This window comes from Pseudomonas sp. GV047 (assembly GCF_003058245.1).
Taxonomy (GTDB): Bacteria; Pseudomonadota; Gammaproteobacteria; order Pseudomonadales; family Pseudomonadaceae; genus Aquipseudomonas; species Aquipseudomonas marginalis.
Window position 1 is genome coordinate 613,627 of sequence record NZ_QCWA01000001.1, and the last position, 18,810, is coordinate 632,436.

The window sequence follows — 18,810 nt, forward strand, 5'->3', positions numbered from 1 at the left end:
CAGCTTGTTGTGGTGAGCGGGATTACTGTGGTGAGCGGGCTTGCCCCGCGCTGGGTGGCGAAGCCGCCCCATCACTGCCGCTGCTTACTTCCTGTAAGGACTGAGGTGCCTGGGTTTAGGGCTGCTGCGCAGCCCAGCGCGGGGCAAGCCCGCTCACCACAGCAAGCCCGCTCTTCTGTGACCCTTTGATTTTTATCCGGGAATGCACTTTTTTGTCGCGGGATGCACCAGTTGGAGGCGCTGAAGTGTGCATTCAGTCTCGATGAGTACCGCCAGAAGGCGTCGCAGTAAGGCTCGCGACCAATTGGCACAGACCCTGCAAGCTTCCCCTCAACCCACCTCGGTCAACGACGATCGACAACAGGGGCATAAAGCGGTAGATCCGGCGCAGTCGCCGATCCGATCCCGCATAAGAACAGGCAAAGGCGCCTGGAACCGCAAGGTTTCAGGCGTTTTTTTTTGCTTTTTAAACCGTGATGAACGTTGTCGGGTGCTTGCTATGAACAAACAGATGAAAACCCTGATCGTCGTCGGCAATGGCATGGTCGGCCACCATTGCGTGGAGCAATTGATCGAACGCGGCGCGCTGGATCACTACCGGTTGCACGTGTTCAGCGAAGAGCCGATGCGTGCCTATGACCGCGTGCATCTTTCGGAGTACTTCACCGGCCGCGATGCCGAGTCCCTGGCGTTGTCGGACGCCGCGTTGTACCAGACGCCGGGTGTCACCCTGCACCTGGGTGTACCGGTGCTGGAGATCGATCGCGAACGCTGTGAAGTGATCACCGCCCAGGGTTGCGTGGGCTACGACAAGCTGGTGCTGGCCACCGGTTCCTATCCGTTCGTACCGCCGATCGAGGGCGCCGAAGGCGACTCGCGCCTGGTGTATCGCACCCTCGAAGACCTCGACGCCATCCGTGCCGCAGCCGCCAATGCCCGCCGTGGTGTGGTGGTGGGCGGTGGCCTGCTCGGCCTGGAAGCCGCCAACGCCCTGAAAAGCCTGGGCCTGGAAGCCCATGTGGTGGAATTCGCGCCGCGCTTGATGCCGGTACAGCTGGATGATTTTGGCGGCCTGGCCCTCAAGGCCCAGATCGAGCGGCTGGGCGTCGGTGTGCATCTGTCCCGCGCCACCCAGTCGATCAGCGCCGGCGAGCAGTACCGCTATCGCATGAACTTTGCCAATGACGAGTTCCTTGAGACTGACCTGATTGTGTTCTCCGCCGGGATCCGCGCCCAGGATGCCCTGGCTCGCCAGGCCGGCCTGGACATTGGCCCGCGCGGCGGCGTGGTGATCAACGACGAGTGCTTGAGCTGCGACCCCAACATCTATGCGATTGGCGAATGCGCTTCCTGGAACGGCAGCCTGTTCGGCCTGGTTGCGCCGGGTTACCAAATGGCCCGTGGCGTCGCCGCGCTGTTGTGCGAGCACAGCGCCGAGCCGTTTGTCGGCGCCGACATGTCCACCAAGCTCAAGTTGCTGGGCGTGGACGTGGGCTCCATCGGCGACGCCCACGCCCATACGCCGGGTGCGCGCAGCTACCAGTTCATCGACGAGGCGACCTCCAGCTATCGGCGCCTGGTGGTGGATGCGAGCGGCAAACACGTGATCGGCGCGGTGCTGGTCGGCGACAACAGCTACTACGACACCTTGCTGCAATACATGCAGAACAGCATCGCGCTGCCGGCCGAACCGGCCAGCCTGATCCTGCCATCGTCCAGCGGCGCACCGACCCTCGGCCCAGGCGCCTTGCCGGACTCTGCCACGGTGTGCTCGTGCCATAACGTCAACAAGGGCGCGATCTGCTCGGCCATCGACGGCGGTTGCAGCGACCTTGGCCTGCTCAAGTCGCAGACCAAGGCCTGCACCGGTTGCGGTGGGTGTGCCGGGTTGCTCAAGCAGGTGTTCGAGCACGAGCTGATTGCCCGTGGCGTCAGCGTCGACAAGAGCCTGTGCGAACACTTTGCCTATACCCGCCAGGAGTTGTATGCCCTGGTGCGCGTGGAAGGGGTGACCACCTTCGAAGAACTGCTGGCCAGACACGGCCGTGGCCACACCGGCTGCGATGTGTGCAAACCGGCGGTGGGGTCGATCCTGGCCTCGTGCTGGAACCAGCCGATCATGGACGCGTCCCTGGTGCCGTTGCAGGACACCAACGACACCTTCATGGCCAACATGCAGAAGAACGGCACCTACTCGGTGGTGCCGCGTATTCCGGGCGGCGAGATCTCTGCCGACAAGCTGATCGTGATTGGCGAAGTGGCGAAGAAATACGACCTCTACACCAAGATCACCGGCGGCCAGCGCATCGACCTGTTTGGCGCGCAACTGCACGAGCTGCCGGACATCTGGGCCGAGCTGATCGCGGCCGGGTTTGAAACCGGCCACGCCTACGGCAAATCCACGCGCACGGTGAAGTCCTGCGTGGGCAGCACCTGGTGCCGCTACGGTGTGCAGGACAGCGTGAAAATGGCGCTGCTGATCGAGGACCGCTACAAGGGCCTGCGTTCGCCGCACAAGCTCAAGTTCGCGGTATCCGGCTGCACCCGCGAATGCGCCGAAGCCCAGAGCAAGGACGTGGGCGTGATCGCCACCGAGAAGGGCTGGAACCTCTACATCGCCGGCAACGGCGGCATGCGCCCACGCCACGCCGAACTGTTCGCCACCGACCTGGATGACGCCACGCTGATCCAGTACATCGACCGCTTCCTGATGTTCTACATCCGCACCGCCGACAAATTGCAACGCACCTCGGTCTGGCGCGAAAGCCTGGAAGGCGGCCTGGATTTCCTCAAGGACGTGATCCTGCACGACAGCCTGGGCCTGGGCGCCGAGCTCGAAGCGCAGATGCAACTGGTGGTCGACCGCTATGAATGCGAGTGGGCCAACGCCCTCAAGGACCCGGAAAAACTCAAGCGCTTCCGCACCTTCGTCAACGACAAACGCCCCGACCCGGACATCCACTTTGTCCAGGAACGCGGCCAGCGTCGGCCGATCATGGCCGCCGAACTCAACCTGATTGCCGTCACCGAGGAGCTTGCCTGATGAGCCAGTCCAACACGCAGCGCAACCTTGCCACCTGGAAAAGCGTGTGCAACGAGACCGACCTGGTGAGTAATTCCGGCGTCGTAGTGTGGCTGGACGGCGCCCAAGTCGCGCTGTTCTACCTGCCCGGCGCCCGGGACCAGAAACTGTACGCCATCGACAACCACGACCCGGAATCCGGCGCGAATGTGATCGGACGCGGGCTGGTCGGCAGCATCAAGGGCGACCTGGTGGTGGCCGCGCCGATCTACAAGCAGCATTACCGTTTGGAAGACGGCCAGTGCCTGGAGGCACCGCACCAGCGTTTGCGGGTATGGCCGGTGCGGCTGAGCGGTGGGGTGGTGGAGTTGGGAGTGGACTGATGCAGCGCTGCAGGTGAGTGGCCAAGCCGCTCTCCTGCAGCACCCTGGCGCCTACTTGCCGGCTTTGCGGCTGGCCGGCCTGAACAGCAGGCTCAAGAGGAACACAGCCGTCTTGATATCAAGCAGGCGCAAGGCTGCACGTGCTTCTTCCGGTCGCACCCTGGCCAGCATGGGCATGGCGCCGAAGATCTTACCCTTGAGTACCAGGTCGTCACCGCTGCGCTCTATGGCGCTCACGGTCATCAGCTCGCTGTTGTCGCTGCCGAATATTTTCATGATCAGTTCCTTGTCACACGGTCGAAATCGATGCCCAGGTCATCGAATATTTTGATTGCGGTGCCCCGGCCGGCGCCGAATACGCCGCCGCCCGGGTGCATGAAAGGACCCACCAGGTACAGGTTGTCCAGCCCGGGTACGCTCAAGCGGCCGAGGTCGGGCGTAGGGCGGTGGGCGAAACTCTGGTAGAAGTAGGGGGCGACGCCGTGTACATCGCCCTTGACCATGGAGTTGGGCGAACTGCGTTCCAGGTCCAGCGGCGAGCACACCTTGCGGGCGATGATGTTATCCGGCGTAAGGTTCTTGACGAACTTGCGGTACGCCTGGAGGCTCAGATCGCCGAATTCCTCCTTGTACTCGTCCCAGCGCGCGGCACCGCCTTCGGCGAGGTCATAGGGTGCGAACGTCATACCGTGGAACATGCCCTTGCCTGGCGGCACGCGGGTCGGGTCGTTGATGCTCTCGTCGCCACCGGCCACCAGCCTGCGCCTGGACACCCGCCCACGGCGCAACTCGTCGAAGTCGTCGAGCATGTCGCTCAGGCGGTCGCAGCTCATCATGGTCAGCATCGTGGCGCGACCGACATCAGCGCCGGCATGAAACTCGGCCTGCCGGTGCAAGTCGTAGTGGCTCACGAACAGGCTGAATGGGGCCAGCGTGGCGCGTTCGGCGCGTGCGGTCACCCCAGGATCAAGCCCGTCGACGAAGCGTTTGATGACATGGGGGTGCAAGGCGCCGACCACCGCGTCTCGGGCCAGAACTCGCTCACCGTCGGCCAGCTCCACACCGTTGGCGCGCCCGCCTTCGACGATCACCTTGCGCACTTCGCTGTTACAACGGATCTCGCCGCCGTGGTGCTCGATGCAGCGCACCAGGGCTTCTGAAAGCTTGCCACTGCCACCCACCGGTTGCGACACGCCGTAGGTGTGCATGATGCCGACGAACACATACACACCCATACCTGTACCCAACTCGTCCGGGGCTTGCAGGTTTTCGGCGATCACCCGCAACAGGTGGATCTTGACCTTGTCGTGCTCAAACAGGTTGTCGACGATGTCCAGGGTACTGCGCTGCATGGCGTCGAACATCTCGCGGCCTTCCTGGCTCTGGTCAAGCATGGCGACCATGGCCCCCATGGGCGGCGGGGGCGAATAGAAACCGGAGAGGAACATCGGCAGCAGCCCGGCGGCCTTGGTCGCCAGCTTGCGATAGGTCTCTGCGTCGCGAGGCGACACGCTGGCGATGGATTCGCAGGCCTTGTCCAGGTCGCGGTAGGTAATCAGTGCGCTGCCGTCTTCGAAGACGGTCGCATGGGGCACATCGGAGTAGTTGTACTTGAGGCCGAACCGGCTGAACAGACCGAGCTCGTCGCGGGTGATCATGGGGTTGCCCTGGATCATGATATGCACGCTGGAGTGCTCGTCATGCCAGAAGCCTGGAGTGTTAAGCTGGCGCGTTGTCACGCCACCGCCCACATAGTCCTTGCGTTCCAGCACGAGGACTTTTTTGCCGGCCTTGGCCAGATAGGCTGCGGCCACGAGGCCATTGTGCCCGCCGCCGATGGCGACGATATCGTAATGATTCATAGGATCTTCCGCTTCTGTTGTTTTTGTTGTCGGCGTACTGCCCGGGGGCAGGGCGCCGCTGTGCCGAATACTGGGGCAACGGGCCGGCAGGCGGAAGACGGCACTTTAATGTAGGTCGGTTACCTGAATGTACGTACCCCCCAGGGGCTGGCAGGGAGAGAGGGATGCACAAAGGTGAAGGCTCGATGCATGTGGTCGACAAGATTCAGCGCCAGGCGCTGGATGATCTGAAAGCGCGGGTGCTGCGCGGCGGCAATGATCCCCATGGGCCTGTGCGTGAATCCCTGGCTCGGCTTGGCGACCGCTGGACCCCGTTGCTGTTGCTGGTGCTGCACACCGGTACGCTGCGTTTTACCGAACTGCAACGGCAGGTCAACGATATGGCGGAGGGTAGCTTGTCGCAGCGCATTCTCACCCTCAAGCTGCGTGCGCTGGAACGTGACGGCATGCTCGAACGTCGTGTGATCGCTACCATTCCGCCGCAGGTGGAATACAGCCTCAAGCCATTGGGCGTTTCATTGGTCACCCAGTTTGAGGCGCTGCTGGTGTGGCTCGAACAACAGGCCCCGGTCATCGAGGCCGCCCGCCAGGCCTACGATGCCTGATCGGGATCCATCGAGGCGGCGGTCTCGATGATCAGGTTGCGCAACCAGGCCAGCCCGGGGTCGAGCTGCTGGTATTTGTTCCACTGCATGGACATGGTCAGCGGCGGCGCGGTCCAGGGGGCGGACACGATCCGCAGCGGCAAGTATTGTGCCCATCTCTCCGCCAGGCGACGGTGCATGGTGGCGACCCGCAGGGTACCGATCAGAAACGGCGGCACACTGTTGAAGGTGTTGGTGGTCACTTCCACCCGGCGTGTGAACCCGAAACTGCGCGCAAACCACTCATCAGCCATCGGGGCGCGATGTTCGCCGCCCCAGCGCACCAGCACGTGCCCCAGCGCCTTGTAGTCATCCATGGACAAAGGCCCATTGGCCGCCGGATGGTCCTTGCACATCACGCACACGTATTCATCGCTGAACAGCGCCACACAGGGGTGTTCCTTGAGGATGTTCTTGTCCGGCAGCACCAGGAAGTCCACGTGCCCACGCTCGATCTCAAGGGCGGCCTCATCCGTGGGCAGGAACTGTTCGATGGAGCATGACGGTGCCAGGGTGTTCAGCCTGCGACTGACCTCGGGCAGCAGCACCATGCCCACATAATCCGACGCCATCAGCGTGAAGTTTCGGCGTGCCAGGTCCGGCTGGAATCGGCTGCGGTTTTCCAAGGTGGAGCGCATCTGGATCAGCAAATCACGAATCGGCTGGGCCAGGGTTTCGGCCATCGGTGTACGGACCATCCTGCGACCGACCTGTACCAGTAAATCATCTTCGAAATAGTCGCGCAGGCGTGACAACGCCGCACTGGTGGCCGGCTGGCTGAGGTGCAGGCGCTCACCGGTACGGGTGATGTTCTGCTCCGCCAGCAGCATGTCCAGCACCACGAGGAGGTTCAAATCCAGACCGTGAAAGCGCATGGCGTTACTCCGTTTTTTATGATTGTGCTTACGGGCATCCAGGCTTGTTATACCTGCCTGGCAAAGGATTTGAAACGCAAATAGCGGTGGCTGTTGGGCTATCCATCTGATGGATGGGACCTATCCGAACAAACAATTTCCGGCATACCTGAGGGGTGAGTAAGGTTGGCCCATGTTCAGCCAGCCCCCTGTGAGGCCGGCCATAACAACAATAAATATGGAGAACAGTCCTGTGCCCCACCTCACGCTTCCAAGCCTGTGTGCCCACTTCACTCTGCATCCAAGAGGAGTGCGTTGATGAGCGCCATCAAGCATGTGCTGATCATCGGCGGTGGCATCGGCGGCCTCAGTGCCGCCATCGCCCTGCGCAAGTCCGGCGTAGTGGTCGATATTGTCGAAATCAGCCCCCAGGCCAAGGTGTATCACGTGGGTATCGTGGTCCAGGCCAACTGCATTCGCGCCATGGCGCAACTGGGTATTGCCGACGCGGCCGTGGCCGCGGGTTTCCCTTACAAGGGCCTGCGCATCTGCAACCAGCAGGGGGAGGTAAAAGCCGAACTCAGTGGTGCACGGCTGGCCGGCGAGCAGTATCCCGCGAACCTCGGACTGACCCGTCCGGCGTTGCATCAGGTATTGCTTGATGCGGTGGCCGCCAGTGGCGCCAACCTGCGTCTGGGCCTGACCTTCAGTGATATTTCTCAACATGAACACGGCGTCAGCGTGGGGTTTACCGACGGCAGTCGGGGTGATTATGACCTGGTGGTGGGGGCCGACGGTGTGTACTCCAAAGTGCGTACGACGGTATTCGGCGAGCAGTACACGCCGCAATTCACGGGGCAGGGCGTGTGGCGCTACAACCTGCCACGGCCCAAGGACCTGCTCTGGTCGCACATGTTTGAGGGCAAGCCGGGCGGCAAGGCTGGCTACACGCCATTGACCGAAGACAGCCTGTACATCCTGTCGGTGTTCGAAGAACCCGGCAACCCGTTCTTCGACCCGGACACGCTGGCCGCCGAGTTCCGCCGACGTCTTGAAGGCTACGGCGGCCTGGTGCCGGAGCTGAGCGCCCAGATCACCGACAACACCCAAGTGGTCTACCGCCCACTCGAAGCCCTGTTGATGCCGGCCCCCTGGTACCGCGGGCGCGTGTTGTTGATTGGCGATGCCGCGCACGCCACCACGCCGCACATGGGCCAGGGCGCCGCGCAGGCGGTGGAGGATGCCGTGGTGCTGGGTGAACTGTGTGGCGCCGAGCTGAGTCTGGCCGAGGTGCTCGAAGGTTTCATGCAGCGTCGCTACGAGCGTTGCAAATTCATCAACCAAGGGTCCGTGCAGATCGGCGAGTGGGAGCAGCGGCCGACACCGGATGCCAACTTCGCCGGTTTGATGAAACAGATGATCGATGTGGTCGCCCAGCCTATCTGACCCAAGGACATGCTCATGCAACGTAATCCGCTCAAAGGCTGGCAGGTCGACCGCGACGCTATCGGTTTCGTCGGCCACGATCTGCAACGCCCCGAATGCATCATCGCCCAGCCCGACGGTAGCCTGTGGTCCGCCGACGCACGTGGCGGGGTGATGCATATTACCGCCAATGGCGAGCAGACCTTGTTGGCGCCCACGCAGGTGGAGGCGCAGGCGGCGTCCTTCGAATCGCGCTATGTGCAGTCCCAGGGCGCGTCGCTGCCCAATGGCCTGGCGCTGACGGAGCAGGGCGACTTCATCATCTGCAACTGGGGCCTGGACCGTATCGAGAAGCTCGACCGCCAGGGACATGTCCAGGTGCTGTTTGACCAGCTCGACGGCAAGCCCCTGGGCAAGACCAACTTCCCTCTACGGGATCGCAAGGGGCGTATCTGGTTCACGGTGACGACCACGATGCAACCGTGGACCGACTCGATCAATTCCGGCGTGCTGGATGGCTACATCGGCGTGATCGACGCCCAGGGCATTCGCATCGTCGCCGAAGGGTTTGGCGGCACCAACGAAATCCGCTTCGACGACAACGAAGAATGGTTGTACGTGGTGGAAAGCAATGTGCGGCGAATCTCCCGCCTGCGCCAGCAGGCCGACGGCTCGCTAGGGGAACGTGAAGTGTTTGGCCCGGCGGAGCTGGAGGGCTTTCCCGACGGTTTTGCCTTCGACAGCTTCGGCAACCTGTGGGTGACCTTGGTGATGAGCGACAAGCTGATTGCCCTGACCCCCGATGGCGAAGTACTCAACCTGCTTGATGACGGTAACCCGGTCGCCACAGCGTTGCTGAACCAGCACTACCGCGCCAAAACCCTCACCCCGCAGATCATGCAGGCTGCCCACGGCACACTGGCACCGTGGATGGCCAGCCTGACGTTTGGCGGGCCCGATTTGAAAACCGTGTACCTGGGCAGTCTGCAGGGCACACGCATTCCGTTTTTCCGGGCGCCACTGGCGGGCCAACCGCTGATCCACTGGCGCTGAATACCGAATAACAAGACAGGAACCGGCTCATGATTCGTTATCTGAAAAAAGGCAAACCGGCGGAGCACAAGGCGGCACTCAACGCCCAGGTGCGCGACACGGTCGAACAGATTATCCATGCGATCGATCAGCGCGGTGAAGCGGCTGTGCGGGAGTACTCGCAACAGTTCGACGGCTGGAACCCGCCGAGCCTGCGGCTGAGCCAGGAGCAGATCCAGGCGTGCATAGACAGCCTGTCGCCCCAGGCCATTGAGGACATCACCTTCGCCCAGGCCCAGATCCGTCGCTTCGCCCAAATCCAGTTGCTGTCGATGCGCGACGTGGAGGTCGAAACCCTGCCGGGCGTGGTGCTCGGGCACAAGCACATCCCGGTGAGTTCGGTAGGCTGTTACATCCCTGGCGGCAAGTACCCGCTGCTGGCCTCGGCGCACATGAGCGTGCTTACCGCCAAAGTGGCCGGTGTGAAACGCGTGATCGCCTGTGCACCGCCATTCGATGGCCAGCCGTCGCCGGAGATCATCGCCGCGATGGCCATGGCGGGGGCTGATGAAATCTATGTGATGGGTGGCGTGCAAGGTGTCGCTGCCATGGCCCTGGGCACCGAACACATCGAGAAGGTCGACATGATCGTCGGTCCGGGCAATGCCTACGTGGCCGAAGCCAAGCGTCAACTGTACGGTCGCGTTGGTATTGACCTGTTCGCCGGGCCTACGGAAACCATGGTCATCTGCGATGACACGGTGGATGCCGAACTGGTGGCGGTCGACCTGCTGGGCCAGGCCGAACATGGGCCGACTTCACCGGCGTTTTGCGTGACCACCAGCCGCCGTATTGCCGAAGAATTGCCGGCGGCCATCGAGCAGGTGCTCGCGCGCCTGGACACCGCTCCGGTGGCCAGTGTGGCCTGGCGCGACTATGGCGAGATCATCTTGTGTGACAGCGACGAAGAGATGCTCGCCGAATCCGAGCGCATCTGCTCTGAACACGTGCAGGTGATGACCCGCGACCCGGACTGGTTCCTGGCGCGCATGACTCACTATGGCGGCCTGTTCCTGGGGCATCGCACCAATGTGTCCTACGGCGACAAAGTGATCGGCACCAATCACACGCTGCCGACCATGGGCGCCGGGCGTTACACCGGCGGGCTCTGGGTGGGCAAGTTCATCAAGACTCATACCTACCAGCGGGTGCTCACAGACGAAGCCAGCGTGGCCATCGGTGAAGTCTGCTCGCGGTTGTGTGCACTGGAGCATTTCTCCGGCCACAAGGAACAGGCGGATATCCGTGTGCGTCGCCTGAAGAAGGCCTCCTGATGGGCCGCCTGGAAGGCAAGGTCGCCGTCGTTACCGGAGCCACCGGCGGGTTGGGGGTGGTGATCTGCCATGCCCTGGCCCGCGCGGGTGCCAGCGTAGTGGCGGGGTACAACCGCTCCAGCGATGCCGCCCATACCCTGGTGACTGACCTGCCGACTGTTGCCGGTGGCCACCTCGCCGTGGCGGCACCTGTCACCGACAGCGCCATGCTCGAGCGACTGGCCACTCAGGTACAGAGGCACTTTGGGCGTTGCGACATTCTGGTCAATTGCGCCGGCACGACGCGGTTTGTCGAACATGCCGACCTTGAGGGTCTGGATGACGGGCTGATCGACAATATCCTGGCCATCAACGTGCGCGGTCCGATCGCCTGTATCCGGGCCTTGGCACCGCTGCTCAAGGCCGGCGGCGATGGGCTGGTGGTGAACATCAGCTCGATTGCCGCGCGTACGGCGATGGGCAGCAATATTGCCTACTGCGCGAGCAAGGCGGCGGTGGACAACCTGACCCGGTCCCTGGCCCGTGCCCTGGCGCCTCAGGTAAGGGTGGTGTCGGTGGCGCCGGGGTTGGCCGATACGGAGTTCGTCCAGGGCCTGGCCCAGGGCTGGCGTGACGAGCAAGCCGCACGTACCCCGTTGGGTCGCCTGGCCTTGCCCGAAGAGGTCGCCCAGGCGGTGTTGGCCCTGGCCTGCCACCTGACATTTACCACCGGCGCGGTCATCCCAGTGGATGGCGGTCGGGCACTGAACTGAGGAAGGCTGCCATGTTTGCGATCAAACCCCACCACGGCGGGATCAGCGTCCCCGACCTGGAGGCGTCCATCGGCTGGTACCGGCGGATGCTCGGTTTCGAGCTGGAAAGCCGCGCCTACATTGACCGGATCCCGGCGCATATCGCCTTTATCCGCTGCGGCGACTACCGCATCGAGCTGTTCCAGCTGGACCAAGCGCACCCGTTACCGAGTGACCGTCGCGAGCCGCACCTGGACCTCAAGACCCACGGCCACAAGCACTTGTGCTTTGCCGTGCAGGATGCCGCGACTGCCTTCCACGCGTTGCGCGGCAAAGGTGCCGACATCGTTTTTGAGACGGTCATCGAAGGCAGCCCCATGGGCTTTGTGCGCGACAACAGCGGCAATCTGCTGGAACTCATTGAATGCCCGGCCCTGTGGTCCGGGCCAGGAGCACACCGATGAAACTTGCAACCCTGAAGGATCACACCCGCGATGGGCGCTTGGTGGTTGTCAGTCGCGACCTGGGCCGCGCGGTGCTGGCCAGTGGAATCGCCGGCACCCTGCAGGCTGCGCTGGAAGAATGGCCCCGCTGCGAACCGGCATTGCAGCAGTTGTCCGCCGCACTTAACGCAGGCCGGGCACCCCAGGCGTTCGATTTTGACCCGCGCGCGGCCATGGCACCGCTGCCCCGTGCCTACCAATGGGCCGATGCCTCGTCGTTCCTCAACCACGGCAGCCTGATGGAGCGTGCGTACAATCTGGACATCAAGAAAGATCCCGGCGTGCCTATCATCTACCAGGGCGCCGGGGACGATTTCTTCGGTGCCTGCGACGATTACCCGGTGCCCGGCGAGGACCACCAGATCGATTTCGAGGGCGAGGTGGCAGTAGTGCTTGATGATGTGCCCATGGGCGTTCAGCCAACGGCAGCGGCGGGGCATATCAAGCTGCTGATGCTGCTCAACGACGTGAGCCTGCGCGCGCATCTGTTCAAGGAGGTGAGTATCGGTTTCGGTCCACTGCGGGCCAAACCCAGTACGGTGTTTGCGCCGGTGGCGGTCACCCCGGATGAACTGGGCGAAGCCTGGCACGACGGCCGCGTCAAGCTGCCGCTGCATGTGCAGTGCAACGGCCAGCGTTTCGGCGAACCCAACGGCGATGAAATGGACTTCAGCTTCCCGGAACTGGTAATGCACCTGGCTCGTACCCGCAACTTGCGCGCCGGTACGGTGCTGGGCTCGGGCACCTTCTCCAACCGTGACTACGCCGCCAAAGGCTCGGCCTGCCTGGCCGAGCGACGTGCAATAGAAGTGATCGAGCAGGGTGAGGCGAACACGCCTTTCCTGAAATTCGGCGACCGTTTGCGCTTTGAAATCTTTGGCCTGGACGGGCAAAGCCTGTTCGGCGCCATCGATCACCGGTTTGTTCCAGCCCCCGTGCAGGAGCACTGACATGCATGTATTGATCACCGGCGCCAATGGTTTTGTGGGCGCCACCCTGGTACGTCGCTTACTGGCCGATCCCTATGCACTGCCGGGCTGGACACGTTTGACCCTGCTGGACCTGGCGTTTCCTCAGATACCGCCGGACCCCCGCGTGCGCTGCCTTGCCGGCAGTATCGCCGACCTGCGGTTGCTGGCCGATGCCCTGGAAACGCCGGTCGATATCGCCTTCCATTTGGCGAGCATCCCCGGTGGGGCCGCCGAGCGCGACTACAGCCTGGGCCGTCGAGTCAACCTGGACGCCACGTTGGCGTTGCTGGAAGGGCTCAAGGATCAACCCAACCCGGCGCGGGTAGTGTTCGCCAGCACCATTGCGGTGTATGGCTCGCCCTTGCCGACCGCGGTAGACGACCATACGCCCCTGCACCCGCAATTGAGTTACGCCACCCAGAAATTGATGGGTGAGTTGCTGATCGATGATTTCAGCCGCCGTGGCTGGATCGATGGCATCAGCCTGCGCTTACCGGGCATTGTGGCCCGCCCGCCGCAACCTTCCGGGTTGTTGTCGGCCTTCATGAGCGAGGTGTTCTGGGCGCTGGCGGCGGGCACGCGTTTCGAGTGCCCGGTATCGCCGCAGGCGCAGGCCTGGTGGATGTCGGCGGCACGCTGTGTCGATAACCTGCTGCACGCCGCTACGCTGGCGCCCGAGCGACTGGTGGCGCGGCGAGTGTTCGCGCTGCCGGTGTTGCACCTGAGTATGGCGCAGTTGGTCGACGGGCTGTGCAGGCGTTTCGGCGAAGACCGCCGTGCACAGGTGGAGTACCAGCCTGATGAACACCTGGAGGCGAATTTCGGCCGCTATCCGCCCTTGCATGCCGAGGCATCCGAAGCCCTGGGCTTGCGCCATGATGGAGGCATCGAGCAACTGATCGAGCGAACCCTGCAGTTGTAATACCCAAGCGTGCGTTTCACCCTTTAATAATAACAATCCGGAGAGGCCATGAACGCTCCTACCCGCGTCACCCAGTCAAAGGCGACCCTCGCTACGTACCTGTTGTTGTTGATCAACTGTCTGTCACCGATGGCGGCCATCGTGGTAGCGCCGAGCCTGCCACAGATGCAGGCGCATTTTTCCGACGTGCCTAACGTCGAGTTCCTGATCCCGGTGGCACTGACTATTCCCGGCTTGCTGGTGGCGTTGCTCAGCCCGCTGGTGGGCGTGTTGGCCGATCGGTATGGGCGCAAGCAATTGCTGGTGGCGTCGATTGTCGGCTACGGCGTGTTCGGCCTGATGCCGATGTTTCTCGACTCGCTCTACGCAATCATCGTCAGTCGTATCGCCCTGGGCTGCGTGGAGGCGGTGGTGGTGACCATCAGCACCATGCTGATCGGCGACTACTACAGCGGTGCGCAACGCCAGAAGTACCTGGCGCTGCAAACCACCTTTGCGTCGTCGTCGGCGATCCTGTTCTTCATGGTAGGCGGCGCCTTGGGTGAACTTGGCTGGCGCATGCCCTATGTAGTCTACGCGGTGCCCCTGGCACTGGCGCTATTGAGCAAGGTCATGCTGTGGGAACCGCGCGCAGCCAGCATGGCGTCGGACGAAGAGCAGGCGCGCAACAACGTGAGCTTTCGGCCGTTGCTGATGCTGGGGATTTGTGTGGTGACCTTCATCGGCGCGGTCATGTTCATGATCCTGCAGATCCAGATGGCCTACCTGCTCGGGGACATCGGCGAACCGTCGCCGCAGACCGCTGGCCTCGTCGCGTCGGCGTGCAGCGTGATGATCGTGCTGGGTACTCTTAGCGTGCACCTGCTGACTCGCCTGGGCCTGCGTACCCCCCATTGCCTGGCCCTGGCCTTTGGCCTGATCGCTACCAGCTTTCTGTTGATTCCGGCGATGCACACCTGGCAGGCAATCATGGTTGTTGCACTGATCAACGGCCTGGGCTGCGGCCTGATGTTGCCCACCCTGGCCATCTGGAACATGCGTGAACTGCCGTGGCAGCGCCGCGGGTTGGGCACTGGCATGTGGTACGGCAGCTACTGCCTGGGCATGTTTTTCAGTCCGATCCTGGTCGTGGCCGTTGGCAAGGTCAGCGGAAGCCTGGCCACCACCATTGGCTGGGCCGGCTGGCTCTGCCTGCCGGTGGTACTGCTGGCACTCGGCGCCAGCCTGGTGAAGTGCCGGGCGGCACGCAACCTGCGCCTGACCGGCGTCAATCTCGAAGACGCCTGACCCTGGAATGACCGAACACTCCGGTGCCCTGGTACCGGAGCAGGCCCCCTTATCTCATAAAAACAACAAAAGAGACTGAACATGACGATTCGAATGGTGGTTGGTTGTGCATTGATCATCGTGACGGCAGGCCCCGCCCTGGCTGCCGACGCGCCGAGCGACGAGTACCCGAATGAAAAAGTCGGTCCGCGCGTATTGAATGTGGAGCCCAATGTGCCACCCAAAAGTGGCAAGCTTCTTGAGGCGCAGGGCAAGTGGCTCAACGACCATGGTGTGAGCCCGCACCTGTCGATGACTGAGATTTACCTGCGCAACCCCAGCGCCGGCCTGTACACCGGTAACCACGAGTCACTGACCATCTTTGCCATCGGCGCCGACTTCAACCTCGACAAGCTCATTGGCCTGCCCGGTGGGACGATCCACTTCGAGCAGCTGTACGTGCCCTGGACCAGCAACCTGGACTACGGTCGGCAGGTGGGTGATGTGATTGCCGGTAAACCGGGCCCTTACATTCCGAATGTCAGCCACCTGAGCCTGTTCACCTACGAGCAGAAATTGCTCGACGACAAGCTGTCCATCGAAGCGGGCAAGAGCAACGCCGGCAACTACTTTGCGCTGCCGCTGTGCAACGTGCCGCTGGGATGCGTGAACGCGATCCTGCAGGACACGGCCGGTATCAACCCGCCGCCCTACGCCAACTGGGGCGCGCGCGTCGGCTACGATTTCAGCCCCGCCGTGCGCGCGCAGGTCGGTGCGTGGCGCAGCAACAATGCCTATCCCTTCACCAATGGCTGGGAGCGCGACGTCGGCGAAAGTGGCGGCACCTTGAGTACGGTGTACCTGGCGAACCTGGCCTATCGCACCGACTACCGCATGCAAGCCTACCCGCAAACGTTCGAGGTGCTGGGCTTTCACAATAACGGGCAACAGACCGACCCCTATTTCACGGTCAACGGCACCTCGAAAGTCACTGACACAACTGCCGCTGCCGATACCCGCAAGGGCGTGACAGGTTTCTACCTGGGCGCCAAGAAAACCGTCTGGCGCCAGGACGGCGGCGCCACCCAAGACCTCAACCCAACGGCGGTAGCGGCCTATGCCAGCTTGACCCACACACTTGATGAAGGCACCACCAATGGCGTCGGCACCCAAGGCAACGCAGGGCTGATTCTTTCCGCACCCTTTCGCAGCCGACCGTTCGACAGCTATTCGGTGAACGTCAACTGGGCACAACTGACCAGTCGCGAGCAACGCTTCCTTGAAGAGGCCCACGCGGCATCGGGCGGTGGCAGTTACCGCCCCGGGCGCAACGAGTATGCGGTCGCGCTGGACGCCAACTTCATCCTCACCGACAGCATCGTCCTCAGCCCCTTCGTGCTGCGTACGTGGGGAGCCAGCAGTTGGTTGAACCCCTACACCGGCGTCAACCCGCGCGATGGTTATGCCGCCGGGCTGCTGTTGCATGTGCAATTCGACGAGATGCTGGGTTTGAACAGCCGTCACTGATTCGCCGCACTCCATGGCGGGCGCCTGAAGCCATCCACGCCATGGATAGAACCCATGTCGACAAACGATTAGTCGGCATGGGCCGGGCTTCTTACTCTGGCCTTAGACCCCTGTTTGACGAGGACACAACCATGCAGCGCAATTTCACTTTCCAGGAGACCTGAGATGGCGATCATCGGCATCGACACCCTGTTGTATGGCGTCGAGGACCTGGCCCTGGCCTCGCGCTTCTTTGATGATTTCGGCCTGGTGCGCCTCAGTGCCAACGATCAGGAAAGCCTGTATCGACTGGAGGAAGGCTCGACCATTATCGTGCGCGAAATGCATCACCCCTCTATTCCGGCGTCGCGCTACGAAGGCTTCGGTGTGAAGGAGACCATCTGGGGCGTGGACAACGCTGAAAACCTGGCGCGGCTGGTCGCCGACTTGTCCAGCGACCGTGAGGTTCTCCTGGGCGATGATGATGCCTGGCACTTTCTCAGCGATTGCGGCCAGGCCTTGGGGCTTCGCGTGTTCAACCGCAGGAAAGTCACTTACGCCCCCGACCCGGTCAACGCTGCCGGCAACGTCAACCGTCTCAACCAGCACCGCAAATGGCGCACGCGGGCTCGACCTAAAACCATCAACCACGTGGTGTTTGCCGTGGATGACTATTGGCAGAGCTTTGCGTTCTTTCGCGACCGTCTGAACTTTCGCCTGTCCGACCATCAGAAAGGCGTGGGTACCTACCTGCGCGCCGACGGTGCCAATGAGCACCACAACACCTTCCTGCTCAATAACAAGGCACCGGGGGCGGGCGGGGTGCCGCGTTTTCATCACACCTGCTTCGGGGTCGAGGACTTCGACGAGGTGATGGTCGGCTCCAATTACATGACCCGACGCGGTTGGCAGCATGGCTTTCTCGGTACCGGCCGCCACCGCATCGCTTCGGCAATCTTCTGCTACTTCAACTCACCCACCGGTGGTGAGGCCGAGTACGGCGCCGACACCGATTACCTCGACGACAGTTGGGTACCGCGCGAATGGGAGTTTCGCTTCGGCACGGCCCAGTGGATGGGCAACCCGCCTGCGTTCATGCAGGACGACATTCCCTGGGACGTGACCTTTTACCAGGGCGAATTCCCGGCTATGCGCCGCTGATTTTCACAAGGATTGACCCATGAGCATGTTCCAGTATTTCGAAACCAATTATGTGTGGAGCCTGGCAGTTGCGGCAGCCATCGAGATGGGCGGCAAGATCGGCGAGATCGACACCATGTGCCGGCCGCTGCTGGAGGTAGCCCGCCAGGGTGACGATGCGGGCACCCAGGCGTTTATGGCCGCCTGGGAGGCTGGAGGCGACAACCTGGTGGCCTTGGCGCAGGAAGACAAGGCGGCCCGCAGGTGGCTCAGCGCCGGTGACAAGTTGAACCGCGCGGCGGTGTATTTCATCACTGCCGAGCGTATGCAGGCTCACGGTCATGCGCCTCGCAAAGCGTTGTACGCCAAGTTTCTGCGCACCTTCGCCGAAGGCGTCGAACTGTCTGGCGAAAATACCCGGCGGTTTGAAATTCCCTACGACGGTGCCCATCTCGCCGGGCTGTTCACCCCGGCTGAGGGCGTAACTGACGCGGCGCCGTGTCTGGTGGTGATCAATGGCCTGGACAGCACCAAGGAGATGGTCCATCGCGCCGGGCTGTTCCCGCAATTGCTTGCCAAACGCGGCATCTCCAGCCTGTTCATCGACCAGCCCGGCACCGGCGAAGCCCTGCGCCTGCATGGCATGACCGCAGTCGTCAACACCGAACTGTGGGCCAGCCCGCTGATGGACTACCTGCAAACCCGCCGCGAAATCGACCCGCTGCGTATCGGCTTGCTGGGGGTGTCCCTGGGTGGGTATTACTGCCCGCGCGCTGTAGCGTTCGAACCGCGCTTCGCCCTGGGCGCAGTGTGGGGGGCGAACCATAACTGGGGCGAAATGCAGAAGCGCCGCCTGGCCCGCGAAGGTGAACGACCGGTGCCGCACTACTGGGAGCACGTGTGCTGGGTGTGGGGTGCGAGCAGCATGGAGGCGTTCATGACGCTCGCCGAGCAGGTGCACCTCAACGGGGTAATGGAGCGTATCAAGGTGCCGTTCCTGGTGAGTCATGGCGAGGCCGACCGGCAGATTCCGCTGGCGTACGCGCATCAGTCCTATGACCAACTCACCAACAGCCCGGATCGCGAATTGAAGGTGTTCACCCCGCGTGAAGGCGGTATCCACCACAGCAGCCTGGACAACACCTCGAACGCCGGCGCCTGGATTGCCGATTGGGTTGCTGAGCGCCTGGGCGGTACTACCCACTCCGGGTGAGC

The 18,810-nt window shown here is 62.6% G+C and carries 17 protein-coding genes; 14 read left to right on the top strand and 3 right to left on the bottom strand.

Features of this window, described 5'->3' with window-relative positions; all coding sequences use genetic code 11:
* Positions 1–499: 499 nt before the first annotated feature.
* Together nirB and nirD are read left to right on the top strand one after the other, a co-directional pair.
* Positions 500–3,043: a nitrite reductase large subunit NirB gene (gene nirB, locus C8K58_RS02840; protein ID WP_108572946.1), complete on the top strand. Its 2,544-nt coding sequence runs from the start codon at positions 500–502 to the stop codon at positions 3,041–3,043.
* Positions 3,043–3,405 (top strand): nitrite reductase small subunit NirD, encoded by a 363-nt coding sequence (gene nirD / locus C8K58_RS02845; RefSeq protein ID WP_108572948.1) that lies wholly within the window; start codon positions 3,043–3,045, stop codon positions 3,403–3,405. Before nirB ends, nirD begins: the two co-directional genes overlap by 1 nt.
* Before the next feature lie 51 nt (positions 3,406–3,456).
* On the opposite strand, the gene C8K58_RS02850 is transcribed toward nirD, so the two are convergent.
* Together C8K58_RS02850 and C8K58_RS02855 are read right to left on the bottom strand one after the other, a co-directional pair.
* The gene (locus tag C8K58_RS02850; RefSeq protein ID WP_027608484.1) at positions 3,457–3,681 is read right to left on the bottom strand and encodes a hypothetical protein; all 225 of its coding nucleotides are present in this window, start codon (positions 3,679–3,681) and stop codon (positions 3,457–3,459) included.
* Between the two features lie 2 nt (positions 3,682–3,683).
* Positions 3,684–5,267 (bottom strand): NAD(P)/FAD-dependent oxidoreductase, encoded by a 1,584-nt coding sequence (locus tag C8K58_RS02855; RefSeq protein ID WP_108572950.1) that lies wholly within the window; start codon positions 5,265–5,267, stop codon positions 3,684–3,686.
* A gap of 164 nt (positions 5,268–5,431) precedes the next feature.
* On the opposite strand from C8K58_RS02855, the gene C8K58_RS02860 reads away from it, so the two are divergent.
* Positions 5,432–5,872 carry a helix-turn-helix domain-containing protein gene (locus C8K58_RS02860; protein ID WP_027608482.1) on the top strand — a complete coding sequence of 147 codons (441 nt, stop codon included), beginning with the start codon at positions 5,432–5,434 and terminating at the stop codon, positions 5,870–5,872.
* Here the strand turns inward: C8K58_RS02860 and C8K58_RS02865 are convergent.
* Complete coding sequence (locus tag C8K58_RS02865; protein ID WP_027608481.1) at positions 5,860–6,786, bottom strand: LysR family transcriptional regulator; 927 nt, start codon at positions 6,784–6,786, stop codon at positions 5,860–5,862. The genes C8K58_RS02860 and C8K58_RS02865 overlap by 13 nt on opposite strands.
* A gap of 297 nt (positions 6,787–7,083) precedes the next feature.
* Here C8K58_RS02865 and C8K58_RS02870 point away from each other — a divergent pair, with 297 nt between their 5' ends.
* From C8K58_RS02870 to C8K58_RS02920, 11 genes are all read left to right on the top strand, one after another.
* Entirely contained in the window at positions 7,084–8,211 is a 1,128-nt protein-coding gene (locus C8K58_RS02870; RefSeq protein WP_092356970.1) for an FAD-dependent oxidoreductase, read from the top strand.
* A gap of 15 nt (positions 8,212–8,226) precedes the next feature.
* Entirely contained in the window at positions 8,227–9,243 is a 1,017-nt protein-coding gene (locus tag C8K58_RS02875) for an SMP-30/gluconolactonase/LRE family protein (protein ID WP_027608479.1), read from the top strand.
* 29 nt (positions 9,244–9,272) lie between these two features.
* A complete protein-coding gene (gene hisD, locus C8K58_RS02880) occupies positions 9,273–10,556 on the top strand; it encodes a histidinol dehydrogenase (protein WP_027608478.1) in 1,284 nt (427 codons plus the stop codon).
* A complete protein-coding gene (locus C8K58_RS02885; RefSeq protein WP_092356973.1) occupies positions 10,556–11,308 on the top strand; it encodes an SDR family NAD(P)-dependent oxidoreductase in 753 nt (250 codons plus the stop codon). Before hisD ends, C8K58_RS02885 begins: the two co-directional genes overlap by 1 nt.
* Positions 11,309–11,319: 11 nt before the next feature.
* Entirely contained in the window at positions 11,320–11,751 is a 432-nt protein-coding gene (locus tag C8K58_RS02890; RefSeq protein ID WP_027608476.1) for a VOC family protein, read from the top strand.
* Entirely contained in the window at positions 11,748–12,740 is a 993-nt protein-coding gene (locus tag C8K58_RS02895) for a fumarylacetoacetate hydrolase family protein (protein ID WP_108572952.1), read from the top strand. Before C8K58_RS02890 ends, C8K58_RS02895 begins: the two co-directional genes overlap by 4 nt.
* A 1-nt stretch (position 12,741) precedes the next feature.
* Positions 12,742–13,683 carry an NAD-dependent epimerase/dehydratase family protein gene (locus C8K58_RS02900; protein WP_027608474.1) on the top strand — a complete coding sequence of 314 codons (942 nt, stop codon included), beginning with the start codon at positions 12,742–12,744 and terminating at the stop codon, positions 13,681–13,683.
* Positions 13,684–13,731: 48 nt separating this feature from the next.
* Positions 13,732–14,970: an MFS transporter gene (locus tag C8K58_RS02905; RefSeq protein WP_027608473.1), complete on the top strand. Its 1,239-nt coding sequence runs from the start codon at positions 13,732–13,734 to the stop codon at positions 14,968–14,970.
* Positions 14,971–15,051: 81 nt separating this feature from the next.
* On the top strand, positions 15,052–16,476 hold the full coding sequence (locus tag C8K58_RS02910; RefSeq protein ID WP_027608472.1) for a carbohydrate porin: 1,425 nt from the start codon (positions 15,052–15,054) through the stop codon (positions 16,474–16,476).
* Positions 16,477–16,641: 165 nt separating this feature from the next.
* Complete coding sequence (locus C8K58_RS02915; RefSeq protein ID WP_027608471.1) at positions 16,642–17,616, top strand: VOC family protein; 975 nt, start codon at positions 16,642–16,644, stop codon at positions 17,614–17,616.
* A gap of 25 nt (positions 17,617–17,641) precedes the next feature.
* Positions 17,642–18,808, top strand: coding sequence for a S9 family peptidase (locus C8K58_RS02920; RefSeq protein WP_108573315.1), 1,167 nt, complete (start codon positions 17,642–17,644; stop codon positions 18,806–18,808).
* The last annotated feature ends 2 nt before the right edge of the window (positions 18,809–18,810 follow it).